General features: G+C 53.1%; 16 protein-coding genes. 9 read left to right on the plus strand and 7 right to left on the minus strand.

The genetic code is table 11. The features are described 5' to 3' along the window. Positions 1 to 55 precede the first annotated feature (55 nt). Positions 56 to 1,690: a CTP synthase gene (locus tag ACMYUL_RS02540; RefSeq protein WP_070514374.1), complete on the minus strand. Its 1,635-nt coding sequence runs from the start codon at positions 1,688 to 1,690 to the stop codon at positions 56 to 58. A gap of 192 nt (positions 1,691 to 1,882) precedes the next feature. Between ACMYUL_RS02540 and ACMYUL_RS02545 the strand changes: the two genes are divergently transcribed. After that, complete coding sequence (locus ACMYUL_RS02545) at positions 1,883 to 3,193, plus strand: sulfate adenylyltransferase subunit 1 (protein WP_070514373.1); 1,311 nt, start codon at positions 1,883 to 1,885, stop codon at positions 3,191 to 3,193. 482 nt (positions 3,194 to 3,675) lie between these two features. Here ACMYUL_RS02545 and ACMYUL_RS02550 read toward each other — a convergent pair whose 3' ends face one another. Together ACMYUL_RS02550 and edd are read right to left on the minus strand one after the other, a co-directional pair. Then, positions 3,676 to 4,314, minus strand: a complete 639-nt coding sequence (locus ACMYUL_RS02550) for a bifunctional 4-hydroxy-2-oxoglutarate aldolase/2-dehydro-3-deoxy-phosphogluconate aldolase (RefSeq protein ID WP_049231018.1) — start codon at positions 4,312 to 4,314, stop codon at positions 3,676 to 3,678. A gap of 381 nt (positions 4,315 to 4,695) precedes the next feature. Beyond that, on the minus strand, positions 4,696 to 6,531 hold the full coding sequence (gene edd, locus ACMYUL_RS02555) for a phosphogluconate dehydratase (protein WP_415772857.1): 1,836 nt from the start codon (positions 6,529 to 6,531) through the stop codon (positions 4,696 to 4,698). Positions 6,532 to 6,994: 463 nt separating this feature from the next. Between edd and zwf the strand changes: the two genes are divergently transcribed. The 7 genes from zwf to ACMYUL_RS02590 all read left to right on the plus strand — a co-directional run bounded on the left by zwf (position 6,995) and on the right by ACMYUL_RS02590 (position 14,593). After that, complete coding sequence (zwf, locus tag ACMYUL_RS02560; protein ID WP_415771900.1) at positions 6,995 to 8,440, plus strand: glucose-6-phosphate dehydrogenase; 1,446 nt, start codon at positions 6,995 to 6,997, stop codon at positions 8,438 to 8,440. 214 nt (positions 8,441 to 8,654) lie between these two features. Then, positions 8,655 to 9,350: a 6-phosphogluconolactonase gene (gene pgl, locus ACMYUL_RS02565; RefSeq protein WP_415771902.1), complete on the plus strand. Its 696-nt coding sequence runs from the start codon at positions 8,655 to 8,657 to the stop codon at positions 9,348 to 9,350. Continuing rightward, a complete protein-coding gene (locus tag ACMYUL_RS02570) occupies positions 9,331 to 10,332 on the plus strand; it encodes a glucokinase (protein WP_415771904.1) in 1,002 nt (333 codons plus the stop codon). The genes pgl and ACMYUL_RS02570 overlap by 20 nt, the downstream gene beginning before the upstream one ends. A 49-nt stretch (positions 10,333 to 10,381) precedes the next feature. Continuing rightward, positions 10,382 to 11,230: a DNA-binding transcriptional regulator HexR gene (hexR, locus tag ACMYUL_RS02575; protein WP_415771906.1), complete on the plus strand. Its 849-nt coding sequence runs from the start codon at positions 10,382 to 10,384 to the stop codon at positions 11,228 to 11,230. A 478-nt stretch (positions 11,231 to 11,708) separates the two neighbouring features. After that, positions 11,709 to 13,352 (plus strand): glucose-6-phosphate isomerase, encoded by a 1,644-nt coding sequence (pgi, locus tag ACMYUL_RS02580; protein ID WP_415771908.1) that lies wholly within the window; start codon positions 11,709 to 11,711, stop codon positions 13,350 to 13,352. Between the two features lie 96 nt (positions 13,353 to 13,448). Continuing rightward, positions 13,449 to 13,799: a helix-turn-helix domain-containing protein gene (locus tag ACMYUL_RS02585; RefSeq protein ID WP_415771909.1), complete on the plus strand. Its 351-nt coding sequence runs from the start codon at positions 13,449 to 13,451 to the stop codon at positions 13,797 to 13,799. Next, on the plus strand, positions 13,703 to 14,593 hold the full coding sequence (locus tag ACMYUL_RS02590) for an IS3 family transposase (protein ID WP_415771911.1): 891 nt from the start codon (positions 13,703 to 13,705) through the stop codon (positions 14,591 to 14,593). The genes ACMYUL_RS02585 and ACMYUL_RS02590 overlap by 97 nt, the downstream gene beginning before the upstream one ends. 63 nt (positions 14,594 to 14,656) lie before the next feature. On the opposite strand, the gene ACMYUL_RS02595 is transcribed toward ACMYUL_RS02590, so the two are convergent. Then, positions 14,657 to 15,664 carry an IS5 family transposase gene (locus ACMYUL_RS02595; protein WP_415771913.1) on the minus strand — a complete coding sequence of 336 codons (1,008 nt, stop codon included), beginning with the start codon at positions 15,662 to 15,664 and terminating at the stop codon, positions 14,657 to 14,659. Positions 15,665 to 15,704: 40 nt separating this feature from the next. Here ACMYUL_RS02595 and ACMYUL_RS02600 point away from each other — a divergent pair, with 40 nt between their 5' ends. Then, entirely contained in the window at positions 15,705 to 15,800 is a 96-nt protein-coding gene (locus tag ACMYUL_RS02600; protein ID WP_415771915.1) for an IS3 family transposase, read from the plus strand. A gap of 201 nt (positions 15,801 to 16,001) precedes the next feature. On the opposite strand, the gene ACMYUL_RS02605 is transcribed toward ACMYUL_RS02600, so the two are convergent. The 3 genes from ACMYUL_RS02605 to ACMYUL_RS02615 form a co-directional block, all read right to left on the minus strand. Then, a complete protein-coding gene (locus ACMYUL_RS02605; protein ID WP_199901572.1) occupies positions 16,002 to 16,163 on the minus strand; it encodes a hypothetical protein in 162 nt (53 codons plus the stop codon). 147 nt (positions 16,164 to 16,310) lie between these two features. Next, positions 16,311 to 16,742 (minus strand): hypothetical protein, encoded by a 432-nt coding sequence (locus tag ACMYUL_RS02610; RefSeq protein WP_415771917.1) that lies wholly within the window; start codon positions 16,740 to 16,742, stop codon positions 16,311 to 16,313. Between the two features lie 15 nt (positions 16,743 to 16,757). Further along, positions 16,758 to 17,249 (minus strand): CdiA family toxin C-terminal domain-containing protein, encoded by a 492-nt coding sequence (locus ACMYUL_RS02615; RefSeq protein WP_234396258.1) that lies wholly within the window; start codon positions 17,247 to 17,249, stop codon positions 16,758 to 16,760. Positions 17,250 to 17,272: the final 23 nt, after the last annotated feature.

The following is a 17,272-nucleotide window of genomic DNA, read 5'->3' on the forward strand; positions in this document are numbered from 1 at the left end:
AAAAGCACCTCAACCGAGGTGCTTTTTCTCTTTTCAGACGACCTTTTGCCGAGTATCAGCCTTTTTTATTGTTCAACGCGGCTTTGACAAACGCGGTGAACAAAGGATGGCCTTTGCGCGGGTTGGAGGTGAACTCGGGGTGGAACTGGCAGGCGAAGAACCAAGGATGGTTCGGCAGTTCGATGGTTTCGACCAAACGTTCGCGTCCTGCGGATACGCCGCCGATGACCAAACCTGCTTGTTCCAGCGCGGGAACGTAGTTGTTGTTGACTTCGTAGCGGTGGCGGTGGCGCTCGCGGATGTGTTCGCTGCCATAGATTTTGGCGGCGAGGCTGCCTGCTTTCAATTCAACCTCTTGCGCGCCCAAACGCATGGTGCCGCCTAAATCAGCAGATTCGTCGCGGGTTTCGACGCTGCCGTCGGCGGTTTGCCATTCGTCAATCAGGGCGACAACAGGTGCGGCGCATTTGAGGTCGAACTCGGTGGAATTCGCGCCCTTCAAGCCTGCAATATCGCGGGCGTATTCGATCAGCGCAATCTGCATACCGAGACAGATGCCCAAGTATGGCACGTTGTTTTCGCGGGCGTAGCGCACGGCGGCGATTTTGCCTTCCACGCCGCGCGAACCGAAACCGCCGGGAACGAGGATGGCGTCCATGTCTTTGAGCATGGAAACGTCGCCGTTGTTTTTTTCGATGTTTTCGCTGTCGACGAAGGTGATTTGCACGTCGGTTTCGGTATGGATGCCCGCGTGTTTCAAGGCTTCGATCAGCGATTTGTAGGATTCGGTCAAATCGACGTATTTGCCGACCATGGCGATTTTGACGGTGTGTTTCGGATTTTTGATGGCATGGACGATTTTTTTCCACGCGGTCAAATCCGCCTGTTGTACGTTCAGCTGCAACTGCTCGGTAATGATGTTGTCGATGCCTTGGTCGTGCAGCATTTCGGGGCATTCGTAGATGCTGTCCACGTCATAGCTGCCGACAATCGCGCGCTCTTCCACATTGCAGAACAAGGCGATTTTGCGGCGTTCATCCGCGGGCATGGTTCTGTCCATGCGGCAAATCAGGATGTCGGGCTGCAAACCGATGCTCAACATTTCTTTAACGGTATGCTGGGTCGGCTTGGTTTTGATTTCGCCTGCGGCGGCGATGTAGGGGACGTAGCTCAAGTGGGCAAACAAAGTGTTGTTGCGTCCCAACTGGCTGCGCATCTGACGGATGGCTTCCAAAAACGGCAGCGATTCGATGTCGCCGACCGTGCCGCCGATTTCGACGATGGCAACGTCGTAACCCGCCGCGCCTTCGTGGATGCGGCGTTTGATTTCGTCGGTAATGTGCGGGATGACTTGAACCGTACCGCCGAGGTAATCGCCGCGGCGTTCTTTGGCGATGACGTTTTCGTACACCTGCCCCGTACTGAAGCTGTTGCGGCGGGTCATGGTGGCGTTGATGAAACGTTCGTAGTGTCCCAAGTCGAGGTCGGTTTCCGCGCCGTCGTCGGTCACGAACACTTCGCCGTGCTGAAACGGACTCATGGTGCCGGGGTCGACGTTGATATAAGGGTCGAGCTTGAGCATGGTCACGTTCAGACCGCGCGATTCGAGGATGGTGGCAATAGAAGCGGCGGCGATACCTTTTCCGAGTGAAGATACGACGCCGCCGGTTACGAAAATAAATTTAGTCATGATGCAGTACCCATGTTGGAATACGGGATTTTACCTTTAAGCGGGTTTTCTGGCAAACGCGGGAAGCCGACGCTGTCCGAAAGAAACCGCCCGAATATAACGAAATCATCTTTTTTTAAAACCAAGCATTCTTTCCCATTTTCAGACGACCTCATTAAAGTAACGAGCAATCCGAGAAATAAGGAAAGAACCATGACCGCAACCACCGCCCCGCTTTTGCGCTTCATCACCGCCGGCAGCGTCGACGACGGCAAATCCACCCTCATCGGCCGCCTGCTCTACGACAGCAAAACCCTGCTGACCGACCAACTCGACAAACTCAACCGCGCCGCCGAAAACGGCGAAACGCCCGACTTCGCCAGCCTCACCGACGGCCTTGCCGCCGAGCGCGAACAAGGCATCACCATCGACGTCGCCTACCGCTATTTCGCCACGCCCAAGCGCAAATTTATCATCGCCGACACGCCCGGACACGAACAATACACCCGTAACATGGTAACGGGCGCATCGACCGCCGACGCCGCCATCGTCCTGATAGACGCAACGCGCGTTGATTTTTCCGGCAGCGAACCCGTCCTCCTGCCGCAGACCAAACGCCACAGCGCGATTCTGAAACTCTTGGGCTGCCCCAATATCATCGTCGCCGTCAACAAACTCGACCTGCTCGACTTCGACGAAGCCAAATATCAAGCCATTACCGCAGCCTACCGCAAGCTGGCGGAACAAATCGGCCTCCAAGCCCAAATCCACTTCCTGCCCATCAGCGCGTTAAAAGGCGACAACATCGTCAACGCCAGCAGCCAAACCCCGTGGTATCAAGGTTTGCCGCTGTTACCCCTGCTCGAAAGCCTGCCCGTCAACCGCCAAAACGCCGCCGACCAAGCCGCCCATTTCCCCGTGCAGCGCGTCGCACGGCAAGACGGCAGCAGCAGCGACGACTTTCGCGGCTATCAAGGAAGACTGGAAGCAGGCCGTCTGAAAACAGGCGACGAAATCAAAGTCCTGCCTGGCGCACACACCGCCAAAATCGCCGAAATCTACAATCCAAACGGCAAAACCGAATCCGCCGAAGCAGGCGAAGTGCTGACCATCGCGCTCGACACCGACCTCGACATCTCGCGCGGCAACAGCATCGCCGCCGCCGACAGCTCCGTCGCGCCCGAACAGCAGTTCCAAGCCGCGCTGTGCTGGTTCGACGACATCCCGCTCAACCTCCGCCGCAAATACCTGCTGAAACACACCACCCAAACCACGCCCGTCAAAATCAGCGCGATTTCCTACGTTTGGGACGTGAACACCCTCAGCCGCGTCGAATCCGCCGACACGCTCAAACTCAACGACATCGGCAGCGTCAGCCTCAAAACCCAGCAGCCGATCGCCGCCGCGCCCTACGAAGAAAACCATGCCCTCGGCGCGTTTATCCTGATAGACGAAGCCACCAACCACACCGTCGCCGCAGGCATGATACGCAAGGCTGACCAAGCGGACAGTTTTGAAATTTGAAACAAGGGCATCTTGAACCACAAAGGTCGTCTGAAAAACCGAAACAAGGGTTTTCAGACGACCTCTTTAGTTTGGCAGATTAAGGTAGGGAATGTGGCAGGTCGGCTTTAAGCCATACGGCGTTGCCTTATCCTCAGCCAGCGCGGTGGGAAATCACAGTGAATTATAGTGGGTTAAATTTAAATCAGGACAAGGCGACGAAGCCGCAGACAGTACAGATAGTACGGAACCGATTCACTTGGTGCTTCAGCACCTTAGAGAATCGTTCTCTTTGAGCTAAGGCGAGGCAACGCCGTACTGGTTTAAAATTAATCCACTATAAAATAACGAAATCGCGGCATGGCATTTTTCATTTGGACACATGGTAAAAGGTCGTCTGAAAATCCAAAATCGGATTTTCAGACGACCTTTGCCTTACTTACTTCAACCACCTTAGCAGGCGGACATCATGACCGCTAAGGTTTGGCTTACCTTTTGAAACATCAGGCTTTGGGTTTCAACGCCGCCGCTTCTTTGGCGAGGCGAGTGATGGTGTCCCAGTCTTTGTTTTTCACGGCTTCTTTCGGGGTCAGCCATGAGCCGCCGACGCATAAGACGTTGGGCAGCGCCAAGTAATCGGGCGCGGTGGTGAGGCTGATGCCGCCGGTCGGGCAGAAGCGTACGTCGGCATAAGGGCCGTAGAGGGCTTTGAGCATGGCTTTGCCGCCGACGACTTCGGCGGGGAAGAGTTTGAGGGTATCGATACCGTGTTCCAAAGCCAGTTGGACTTCGCCCGGAGTGGCAACGCCGGGAATCAGGGGGATGCCGCTGTTGTGGCTGGCTTTGGCGAGGGATTCGTGCAGACCCGGACTGATGGCGAAAACCGCGCCTGCATCTTCGACGGCTTTGAGCTGTTCGGGGTTGGTAACCGTACCCGCGCCGACGATGGCGTTGGGCACTTCTTTGGCAATCAGGCGGATGGCGTCGAGGCCGACGGGGGTGCGCAGGGTAATTTCGAGGGTGGGGATGCCGCCTTCGACAAGGGCGTGGGACAAATCGACGGCGGTGCTCAAGTCGTCAATCGCCATGACAGGCACAACTGCGCCAGCAGTCAGGATTTCGCGTGGGGTCAGTTTGGACATTTCGATTCTCCAGATGGGATGGGGTTGTCGTTTTTGTTGAGGTCAAACGGGATGGGGGTTTAAGTTTTCAGACGACCTTTGGGGGCTGTAGGTCGGATTCTTGAATCCGACAAACCTTCTGATAACGTCGGATTCAAGAATCCGACCTACGTCTTTGCTTTTGTTCGCGGGCAAAGCCCACGCTATGTTTGCTGCGTTCAAACGGGACGGGATTTAAAATTTCAGACGACCTTTGGAGGGCTGTAGGTCGTATACCCGTATCCGACAAATGCCCGCTGATAACGTCGGATTCGAGAATCCGACAGTTGCTACGTCTGTTTTAAACGGCTTCAATAATTTTTCAGACGACCTTCCGTTTGAAAAGGTCGTCTGAAACGTGCATCAGGCAAATTCGCCGCCGAAGCTCATGGCGCCGGTTTCTGCGCTGCTGGTCATGCTGCGGAAGTTGGCGAAGAGTTCGCGGCCGCAGCCTTGTTGGTTCGCGCTCAAATCGATGTGTTCGACTTCGCGGGCGTTCCATACGGCTTCATTAATCAGGACGTTGAGCTCGCCGGTAACGGAGTCGAAGCGGATCAGGTCGCCGGTACGGATTTTGGCGATGTTGCCGCCCATCAGGGCTTCGGGCGTCATGTGGATGGAAGCGGGCACTTTGCCGGATGCGCCGGACATACGGCCGTCGGTCAGCAGCGCCACTTTGAAGCCGCGGTCTTGCAGGATGCCCAAAGGCGGGGTCAGTTTGTGCAACTCGGGCATACCGTTGGCGCGCGGGCCTTGGTAGCGGACGACGCACACAAAGTCGCGTTCCAACTCGCCGCGCTCAAACGCAGCCAACACTTCGCGTTGATCGTTGAATACGATGGCGGGCGCTTCGATGATGCGGCAGCCTTCACGCACGGCGGACACTTTAATTACGCCGCGTCCGATGTTGCCTTTCATCAGGCGCAGACCGCCGTCTGGGGAGAACGGGTTGTCGGCTTTACGCAGGATGTCGTCGTTGCCGCTGGTTTCAGGGGCTTCGCGCCATTCGAGTTTGCCTTCGATGAGGAAAGGTTCTTTGGTGTAGTGGCGCATACCGTGTCCGACGACGGTATCGACATCGTCGTGCAACAAGCCTGCGTCCAGCAATTCGCGGATAACGAAAGGCAGGCCGCCTGCTGCGGTAAAGTGGTTCACGTCAGCCTTGCCGTTGGGGTACACGCGGATAAGCAGCGGAATGATGGAAGAAATTTCGTCAAAGTCGTCCCAATTCAAAATCACGCCGGCGGCACGCGCCATAGCGACGAGGTGCATGGTGTGGTTGGTCGAACCGCCGGTCGCCATCAGACCGATCAGGGCGTTGATGAAGGATTTTTCGGTCAACATTTCGCCCAAGGGTTTGATGGTGCCGTTTTTGATGCCGCACGCGAGGTGTCCGGCGGCGTAGCGGGTCAGGGCTTCGCGCAAATCGGTATAAGGATGAACGAAAGCGGCGGCGGGCAGGTGTACGCCCATCATTTCCATCATCATTTGGTTGGAGTTGGCTGTGCCGTAGAAAGTGCAGGTGCCGGGGCTGTGGTAAGAACCCATTTCGCTTTCGAGCAAGGCATTGCGGCCGACTTTTCCTTCGGCGAAAAGCTGGCGGGTACGGGCTTTTTCTTTATTGCCGATACCGCTGGACATCGGGCCTGCGGGGACGAAGATGCCGGGAATATGACCGAACGAAAGCGCGCCAATCATCAAACCCGGCACGATTTTGTCGCACACACCCATAAACAGGCTGCCGTCAAACATTTGGTGCGACAGGCCGACGGCGGTACTCATGGCGATGACGTCGCGGGAGAACAGCGACAATTCCATACCGGCGTAGCCTTGCGTGATGCCGTCGCACATGGCGGGCGTACCGCCGGCAACTTGCGCGGTTGCGCCGTTTTTCTGCGCTTCGTCTTTAATTTGGTCGGGGAAGTCTTTAAACGGCTGATGTGCGGAAACCATGTCGTTGTAGGCGGTGATGATGCCTAAGTTGGGAACGGTGTCCTGAAGCATTTCGATTTTGATGCTTTTGGGCATGGAGGCGTAGCCGTGCGCCAAGTTGCTGCAACCGAGCTGGTTGCGCTCCAGCCGTCCCATTTGTTTGGCGCTGCGGATTTTCGCCAGATATTTTTCGCGGGTCGGACGGCTGCGTTCGATGATGCGCTCGGTGATTTCGGCGAGCTTGGGGTGGATAGGAGTGGGGGTCATGTTCGGTCTCCTGTCGGAAGGGGTGGTATGGGATTTTTGTTTGCGCGTTTCTGATTTTTTGTATTGGGTGTGGGGCGTTTGGCGTTTCAGACGACCTTTCAAACCGTACAAGGGGTCGTCTGAAAACCTCACTCTATATATGTAGGCTATTATAATACAAAACTTGTAATTTAGTTACAAAATAATCCGCTAAATGTAAGAAATTTGATTTAAATCGTGATATGCGTCATTTGTGAAAATCTACCAGACCAAACTCATCAAACTTTTAAACTAAGTCAAATAATTTGTAAAAATGAGAATAGACAAAATGTGTAGCCATGTGTAGTATTACTACTCATTAGCCCGCCTGTTTTGAAATTTTGGTGCAGGCGATTGGTTTCCATTGCTTTTCTGCCGAAACCGCCCGTCTTTCACGGCATCCGGCGGCACCGGCACAAGGCCTTCCTCAACGAGAGATAAAACGATGAGTACACAAACAAATTTTGATTTGGTGTTGTTCGGCGCGACCGGCGATTTGGCAATGCGTAAGCTGCTGCCTTGTCTGTATCAGGCGCACGTTGCAGGGTTGCTCAATCCTCAGGGCCGTATTTTGGGTGTCAGCCGCAGCGATTTGGATACGGCGGGCTTTTTGGCAAAAGTGGAAACCAACTCCAAAATCCATGTCAAACAAAACTTTTCAGACGACGCTTGGGCATCGTTCGTCAAACGCATCGAATATTTGAAAGTCGACGTTACCCAAGAAGCCGATTTTGCCGCTTTGGGCGAAAAAGTCAAAGCCCGCAAAGAGACCGACAACGTCATCATCTATCTTTCCACCGCGCCGAAATTCTTCGCACAAGCCTGTGAAAACCTTGCCAAAGTCGGACTGAACGCCGACAACGCGCGCGTCGTCTTGGAAAAACCGCTGGGTACCGACCTCGCCTCTTCCCAACAAATCAATACCGATGTCGCCCGCTACTTCAAAGAAAGCCAAATCTACCGCATCGATCACTACTTAGGCAAAGAAAGCCTTCAAAACCTGCTAGCGCTGCGTTTTGCCAACGTGATGTTCGAGCCGTTGTGGAACAACAAATACATCGAAAGCGTACAACTGACCATCGCCGAACAGCTCGGCGTGGAAGAACGCGGCGAGTTCTACGACATTACCGGCGCGCTGCGCGACATGGTGCAAAACCACCTGATGCAAATACTGTGCATGACCGCGATGGAAGCGCCCGCCAGCTTGGATGCCGACGCAGTGCGCGATGAAAAAGTCAAAGTCATCAAATCTTTGAAACCGCTGGCCATCGAATCCGTCAACGAAAACGTCGTGCGCGGACAATACACCGCCGCCAAAGGCATGAACGGCTATCTGGAAGAAATCAACGTTCCGCAAGACAGCTTCACTGAAACCTACGTCGCCATCAAAGCCGAAATCGAAAACGACCGCTGGAAAGGCGTGCCCTTCTACCTGCGCACCGGCAAACGCATGGCGGGCAAAGTGGCGGAAATCGTATTGAACTTCCGTCCACTGCAAAACCATATTTTTGAAAACAGCCAAGCCGCGCCCAACCGTTTGGTTATCGAATTGCAGCCGACCGAATCCGTGCGCCTCTATACACAGATGAAAACGCCGGGCGCAGGCAACAAAGTCGAAATCGTGCCGTTGGCAACCGACTTGGAAAAAGCCCTCGAAGGCCGCCGCGCCGAAGCTTACGAACGCCTGCTGCTGGACGTCATCAACGGCAAACTCGCCCTCTTCAACCGCCGCGACGAACTCGAAGCCGCTTGGGAATATGTGATGCCGATTTTGGACAACTGGGCAAGCAACACCACCCCGCCGCACGGCTACGACGCGCATTCATGGGGGCCGGAAGCCGCCCGCGAACTGTTGGCACGCGACGGACACAAGTGGCACGAAGACCAGTAAAGCCTTTTCAGACGACCTTTGTTTGAAGCGTTCACGGTTCAAAAAGGTCGTCTGAAAACCATAAGGCGGCGGATTAGGAGTTTCCACCGACATTCACGCCGCCATCAACGACACAGGCTCTTACTTACTTTCCCGCTCACAAACACTGCCTTTCAGACGACCGCCCACATCCTCCCTACAAAAGGTCGTTTGAAAACAGAGAAAGGACACTTTTATGTTCGTTTGGCATGAATACGAAAACACAGCAGCAGCCTCAGAAGCTTTGGCGGACGCAGTTGCCGCCGCGCTGCAAAACGCGCTGGATAACAAAGGCAGCGCAGCGTTGGCGGTTTCCGGCGGCCGCTCGCCGATTCCGTTCTTCCAGGCCCTGTCGCAAAAAGATTTGGACTGGCAAAAAGTCGGCATTACTTTGGTTGACGAGCGCATCGTGCCGACCACCCACGCCGACAGCAACACCGCCTTGGCACACGAATACCTGCTGCAAAACAAAGCCGCCGCAGCGACTTGGATTCCCGTTGTCGAAGCGGGTAAATCTGAAACTGAATTACAACCCGACAGCGTCGTTGCCTACGCGCTGAAACATTACAAACAACCTGACGTGCTGATTTTGGGCATGGGCGGCGACGGGCATACCGCCTCCCTCTTCCCGCAAGCGCCGCAACTGAAGGCAGCCATCAACGAATCGAACGACCCAACCCTTATCCACACCACCCCCGTTACCGCGCCGCACGAGCGCGTCAGCATGACTTTGGGTGCCATCGCCAAAACGGACAACGTCTTTCTGTCGATTCAAGGTGCGGAGAAGAAAGCCGTGTTCGACAAAGCCGCCTCCCGTGCCGATTTGGAATATCCGACCAGCCTGGTATTGAACCATCAAGGAGTGAACTGCCATGTCTTCTACTCAAACTGATATTCAACAACCCGTCAGCAAAAGCTATCCGCGCCTGGTCGCTGACATCGGCGGCACCAACGCCCGCTTCGCGCTCGAAACCGCCCCACAGCAGATTGAAAAAGCTCAAGTCTTGCCGTGCAAAGACTACGACACCATCGTCGATGCCGCCCGCTCCTATTTGGAACAGACAGGTGGAGTCGAAGTCCGCCACGCCGCCTTCGCCATGGCAAATCCGATCTTGGGCGACTGGGTGCAAATGACCAACCACCATTGGGCGTTTTCCATCGAAACCACCCGTCAGGCGCTGGGACTGGACACCCTCATCCTTTTGAACGACTTTACCGCGCAGGCTTTGGCGGTAACGCAGACTTCAAGCAAAGACCTGATGCAGATAGGCGGGCAAAAACCCGTCGAATTTGCTCCTAAAGCCGTCATCGGTCCGGGAACCGGTTTGGGTGTAAGCGGACTGGTACACAGCCCCGCAGGCTGGGTCGCGCTTGCCGGTGAAGGCGGCCATTCGAGCTTCCCGCCGTTTGACGACATGGAAGTTTTGATTTGGCAGTATGCAAAAAACAAATACGGCCATGTTTCCGCCGAACGCTTCCTCAGCGGTGCAGGTTTGAGCCTGATTTACGAAGCACTCGCCAAACGCGACAAACTGAAAAACTACCGCCTCAAACCGTCCGAAATCACCGAAAAAGCCTTAAGCGGCACTTCCCCGCTCTGCCGTCAGACTTTGGACATCTTCTGCGCCATGCTCGGCACGGTTGCCTCCAACCTCGCCCTGACGCTGGGCGCGCGCGGCGGCGTGTATTTGTGCGGCGGCATCATCCCCCGTGTTTTGGAATATTTTAAAAACTCACCTTTCCGCAGCCGCTTTGAAAACAAAGGCCGTTTCGAAGCCTATCTCGCCGCGATTCCCGTCTATGTCGTCTTAAGCGAATTTCCGGGCATCACCGGCGCAGCGGCGGCACTCGACAACCACTTGAAAAACGTTTAATCACACCAGCCGCCCCGCCGCGGGGCGGCACACACCGAAGGGCATATTTATGTTAAGCAAAATCAGCGAATCACTGTCAAACCTGTCGGGCGCGGAACGCAAAGTCGCCGAATGCGCCTTGGCGGAACCCAAATGGTTTGTCCATGCCGCCGTCGCCGAAATCGCCGAGCGCGCATCCGTCAGCCAGCCGACCGTCATCCGTTTTTGCCGCAGCCTGGGCTACAAAGGACTGCCCGAGTTCAAACTCGCCCTGTCCGCCAGCATAGGCCACGAAGGTATGCCCTACGTCCATGAAGAGCTCAACGCCGACGACGACATGAGCATCGTTGTCGAAAAAGTATTGGGCAACGCCGCCGCCTCCATTTTGGGCGAACGCCGCTTCCTGAAAGAGTCCGAACTGGAAAATGCCATCGCCACCCTGATGCACGCGCGCCGTGTCGAGTTCTACGGCGTCGGCAACTCCGGCATCGTCGCCCAAGACGCGCAACACAAATTCTTCCGCTTCGGCATTTCCACCGTCGCCTACGTCGATACCCACACCCAACTGATGGCGGCTTCCGTCCTGACCGATCAAGACGTCCTCGTCGCCATTTCCAACACCGGCTCGTCCATCGAGCTTTTAGACGCCGTCAGCATCGCCAAAGAAAACGGCGCGTCCGTCATCGCCCTGACCCGCAACGACTCCCCGCTGGCGCAGCTTGCCGACTGCGTTTTGAGCATCGCTACGCAGGAAAATGCCGAGCTCTACACCCCCATGGTTTCCCGCCTGCTGCAACTTGCTGTCATCGACATCCTCGCCATCGGACTCGCCCTGCGCTTGGGTGATGCCGCCAGCCTGCAACTGCAAAAAAGCAAAAAAAGCATACACAACAAACACATCGAATACGATAAAGACTAAACAATACCTTTTCAGACGACCTTCTATATCTCAAGGTCGTCTGAAAATACCGACCGACAAATCAGCGCTACCGTTATCCCTCAACACCAAATATAGTAGATTAACAAAAATCAGGACAAGGCGACGAAGCCGCAGACAGTACAGATAGTACGGAACCGATTCACTTGGTGCTTCAGCACCTTAGAGAATCGTTCTCTTTGAGCTAAGGCGAGGCAACGCCGTACTGGTTTAAAGTTAATCCACTATACATTTTCAGACGACCCGGCATATCCCAAGGTCGTCTGAAAATCAAGGTCGTCTGAAAATACCGACCAAAAAATCAGTGCCGCCGTTTTCCCTCAATGTTGATACCCAACCCAAATAACGGCAGACAACCCGCCTTTGCAACAAACCCTAAAAACGGAAACCCACCCGTTCCCGTTTCAGACGACCTCGCGGCCGTTTTTCCCACAAAACCGTCCAACCTCAGGAGCATCCGATGAAACACCTTCACGACTTACCGGCTTGGTCAAAATTATGGATACATTTTGACGAAACCAAAGAACAACACATGCGCGAAATGTTCGAGCAAGACCCGCAGCGGGTGGAACGCTACTGGCTGCAAGTCGGCGGGCTGACGCTGGATTACTCCAAAAACCGCATCACCGACGAAACCATGTCGCTGCTGACCGAGCTAGCCCGCGAAGCCGGCGTACCCGAGCGTATGCAGCAGATGTTCCACGGCGAAAAAATCAACACCACCGAAAACCGCGCCGTCCTCCACGTCGCCCTGCGCAATCGCACCAACTCCCCCATCGTCGTTGACGGCGAAGACGTCATGCCCAAAGTCAACCGCGTCCTCCAACGCATGGGCGAATTCGCACACGAAGTCCGCAGCGGCAGCTGGTTAGGCTACACCAACCAAGTCATCACCGACATCGTCAACATCGGCATCGGCGGCTCCGACCTCGGCCCGCTGATGATGTGTACCGCGCTCAAACCCTTCGGACACCCCCGCCTCAACATGCACTTCGTCTCCAACGTGGACGGCTCCCAACTGCGCGACGTATTGTCCAAAGTCCACCCCGAGACCACCCTCTTCATCATCGCCTCTAAAACCTTCACCACCCAAGAAACCCTCACCAACGCCCTGACCGCGCGCAAATGGTTCCTTGACCACGCAGGCGACGAAGCCGCCGTCGCCAAACACTTCGTCGCCGTCTCCACCAACCAAAAAGCCGTTGCCGAATTCGGTATCGACACCGCCAATATGTTTGAATTCTGGGACTGGGTCGGCGGACGATACAGCCTCTGGTCGGCAATCGGCCTGCCCATCATGCTCTACTTGGGCGAAGAAAACTTCATCGAAATGCTCAACGGCGCGCACCTGATGGACCAACACTTCATCAACACCCCGCTCGAGCGAAACATGCCCGTCATCCTCGCCCTCATCGGCATCTGGTACATCAACTACTACGGCGGCGGCAGCCACGTCATCGCCCCCTACGACCAGCACCTCCACCGCCTGCCCAAATTCATCCAGCAGCTCGACATGGAGAGCAACGGCAAACAAGTTACCCTCGACGGCAAGTCTATCGGCTACGAAACCTCCCCGATTATTTGGGGCGAAACCGGCATCAACGGTCAGCACGCCTTCTTCCAACTGCTGCACCAAGGTACCCACATCACCCCGATCGACCTCATCGCCTCGCTTGAAAAACGCAGCAACCTGCGCGGCCACCACGAAATCCTGCTCGCCAACGTCTTCGCCCAAGCCGAAGCCTTCATGCGCGGTAAAACCCCCGACGAAGTCCGCGCCGAACTCAAAGCCCAAGGCATGGAAGAAGCCCGCATCGAAGAGCTGGTTCCGCACAAAACCTTCTCCGGCAACCGCCCGACCAACCTCATCCTCATGGACAAGGTTAACCCCCGCAACATGGGCAGCCTGATTGCCATGTACGAACACAAAACCTTCGTCCAAGGCATCATCTGGGGCATCAACAGCTTCGACCAATGGGGTGTCGAACTCGGCAAACAGCTCGCCAAAACTATCCTTGCCGAGCTGACCGGAGAAACCGGCTTGCAGAAACACGACAGCTCCACCACCCGCCTGATCAATCTTTATCTGAACGCCAACAAATAAAGACAGCTCCATCAGGACAAAAGGTCGTCTGAAAACCCTGAACTGCACCCCAAAAGTTGGACATCCCCCCTCCAACTCACAAGGTGCAGTTTTTTTATGAGCAAATATACATTACACTTCAAATACCAAGCCGTACTCCACTACCTGCACATACGCAGCCAACAGCGTACCGCAGACCACTACGGCATCTCCCGAACCCACCTGCGGCGATGGATACGCGCCCATCAGGAAGGCGGTATCGGCGCACTCGAACATCCCCAATCCAAAACCATGACCGAACACCGCAAAAACCCCTTCATCGCCGACAAACCCGACAACGAAAAAACACAGGCAGAGCTTATCGAAGAGTTGTGCTATATGCGCGCAGAGGCCGCCTACCTAAAGGAGTTAAAAGCCCTCAGCCAAAAGCAGACCGAAAAGGACAAAGCCAAACCGTCCAAGCACTGAGGGCGCAACACCCGCTCAAATACCTGCTGCATATCGCAAACCTGCCCAAAAGCAGCTTTTACTACCACCACCAAGACCGACCCGACCCCGATGAAGCCGACAAAGCCCTCCTTATCGAAACCTACCGGCGGCACAAAGGACGCTACGGGCAAAGGCGCATTGCCGCAGCATTGGATTGGAACCGCAAAAAAGCAGCTCGGTTAATGAAACAGATGGGGCTGAAAGCCAAAATACGGGCGAAAAAAGCCTACCACCATCCCGCCATGGGCGAAATATCGGAACACCTCCTCAAACGCCGGTTCAAAGCCCGAAAGCCCAACGAAAAATGGCTGACCGACGTGACCGAACTCAAAGGAAAGGACGGCAAACTGTACCTCTCGCCAATCTTGGACTTGTTCAACCGAGAAATCGTCGCCTACGCCATGAGCCGCAGAGCCGACAGTGAAATGGTGAAGGAAATGCTCGAAAAAGCTGCACCCCGTCTGACTGATAAGGGAACGATGCTGCATTCCGACCAAGGTGTGCTGTACCGTACGGCGGGGTATAGGGAATTGCTTGCGGAGCATTCCATGGTTCAAAGTATGTCGCGTAAGGCAAACTGCTGGGACAATGCACCGATGGAAAGCTTCTTTGCGGTATTGAAGACGGAGTGTTTCTATCGTGCAGGGGAATTGACGGTGGATGAATTGATGAAACAGATAGATGGAGACCTTTGCAAAAAAGCCCTTCCCCCGACAGCCGAAACCCAAACACAGGTTTTCGTCTATTTCCGCCCCCCCCCAAATCACTCCTAATTTTACCCAAATATCCCCTTAATCCTCCCCGGATACCCGATAATCAGGCATCCGGGCCACTTTTTAGGCAGCAACAGGCACACTTAGCCTGTTAGCCGCTTTCAACAGGTTCAAACACATCGCCTTCAGATGGCTTTGCGCACTCACTTTAATCAGTCCGAAATAGGCTGCCCGCGCATAGCGGAATTTACGGTGCAGCGTACCGAAGCTTTGTTCCACCACATAACGGGTCTTCGATAAATAGCGGTTACGTTTGGTTTGCGCTTCCGTCAGCGGACGGTTGCGGTGGGCTTTTCGCATAATGCCGTCCAACAACCGATGCTCTTTCAGGTGTTGCCGGTTTTCCGTACTGTCGTAGCCTTTGTCGGCATAGACGGTCGTGCCTTCGGCAATACCCTCCAACAAAGGGGACAGATGGTTGCACTCATGGGTATTGGCGGGGGTAATGTGCAGTTTCTCGATATAGCCTTCCTCATCGGTGCGGGTATGTTGTTTGTAACCGAGTTTGTAGAGGCCGTTTTTCTTTGTCCAGCGGGCATCGCTGTCTTTACTCGGTGTGGTTTGTCCGCTGACTTGTCCTTCTTCATCGACTTCTATGGCCTGACGCTGTTTGCTGCCGGCGGTCTGAATAATGGTGGCGTCAATGACGGCGGCGGATGCTTTCTCTATTTTTAGGTTTTTTTCGGTCAGTTGGCGGTTAATCAGTTCCAGCAATTCGGACAGGGTGTCGTCTTGCGCCAGCCAGTTGCGGTAGCGGCATAAGGTGCTGTAATCGGGGATGCTCAATTCGTCAAAACGGCAAAACAGGTTGAAATCGATGCGGGTGATGAGGCTGTGTTCGAGTTCGGGATCGGAGAGGCTGTGCCATTGTCCGAGCAGGACGGCTTTGAACATGGACAACAGGGGATAGGCGGGACGGCCGCGGTGGTCTCTAAGGTAACGGGTTCTTTGACGATTCAGGTACTGTTCGATCGGCTGCCAATCAATCACCTGATCCAACTTCAATAGTGGGAAGCGGTCGATGTGTTTGGCAATCATGGCTTGTGCGGTTTGCTGGAAGAAGGTGCTCATGGAAAATCCCCTAAATGTCTTGATGGGAATTTAGGGGATTTTGGGGAATTTTGCAAAGGTCTCAGATGATTATATGGATTACTACAACCGGGAGCGTTGCAGTTTGAAATTGAAAAAGCTGAGTCCTGTCGCATAAAGAACCCAGCTTACACAGAGCGCCTGAATAGGCTTTTATCGGGTGTCCAAGATTTGGGGGCCAGTTCACCCAGATTCAAGGTTTTCAGACGACCTTTTTCATTCCATGTATTGCGTTTATATAGTGGATTAAATTTAAATCAGGACAAGGCGACGAAGCCGCAGACAGTACAGATAGTACGGAACCGATTCACTTGGTGCTTCAGCACCTTAGAGAATCGTTCTCTTTGAGCCAAGGCGAGGCAATGCCGTACTGGTTTAAAGTTAATCCACTATTACCCATTTCTTTGGCAACTTTGTAGATAGATTGGCCTTGTTTGATTTTGCTTAAGGCCAGTTGGCGGAAGTCTGTTGAGTAGGTCATGGTGGATAGTATGGAGGAAGTTAAGGTTTTTGGCTATATTTACTTGCATAACAAATGCCGTCTGAAAAATTGTGAGCTTTTCAGACGGCATTGAGCCGTAAATCATGGAACGCGTGCGTGCTGAAGCACACACCTTACGCATGGATTTTAGGTTTCATGCAGGCTACAGTTTGTTTGAGAATATGTTTTTTGTATTTCTTTACACTTTTTTTGATATTCAGGGTGAGCTATTAAGAAATCAGATATTGCAATATTAAAGTAATGATATGCTAAATTAATAGGTATAATTAATTCTTCAGGATTGAAATCATCTCCAACTGAAAAATAAATAGAAGGAGCTTTATCAATATACTCAAATCCATTTACCTCTTCATAATCTCCAATCCATCTGGTAGCATCTATTTTTTCATATTCAGCACCTATTACTCCAAAATGTCCGGTAGTTGTAATATTTTTAAAACACTCTAAAAGCGTATCTTTAGTTTCAAATTGGTAAATTGTTTCAAAAAAAATCGAAATAACAAAATGGTTGTTATTTATAGATTTTTTCTTTAAGTTTAGAAAAATATTATTTTTCATAATTTTTCCTTTAAATTATTCTGGGTGAATGTTTGTAATTCTTCCTGTATTTACATCAAAATATGATCTAAATTTGATTCCGTCAAAGGTTTCTGAGAATTGAATGACATTTTTTCTTTCCGATATTGATTTAGTTCTTTCATTTTGAGCAATTTTAGAGGCTTTTGAATATCCTTGTGAAGCAGCTTTTTGAGCCATTTGAAGTATTTTATCATCAGAAAATTTTTTAGGATCATAAACAGTTTTTATACTTGAAATTTCCTTAAATCCACCATCAGGTTTACCTGTCCTGTCTAGTGTAGGAATCTCATATTTAATTCGGGTAATGCCTTCAATATCAGTTTGGGTTTCAGATTTTACGCGTCCTCCTCGTGAATTTAGTTCTGCCATAAAATTGGTGCGGTTATGGGCTCCTTGTTTCGTGTTTAATCCGAATCCTCGATTGACGGCAACGATATCTACTGCACACCATAACAGACACAACAACAGACCCGATGTCATAAACATACATATTCTCCCTGTTTTCTAAG

The sequence above is a fragment of the Neisseria sp. CP9 genome, from assembly GCF_047758525.1.
Taxonomy (GTDB): Bacteria; Pseudomonadota; Gammaproteobacteria; order Burkholderiales; family Neisseriaceae; genus Neisseria.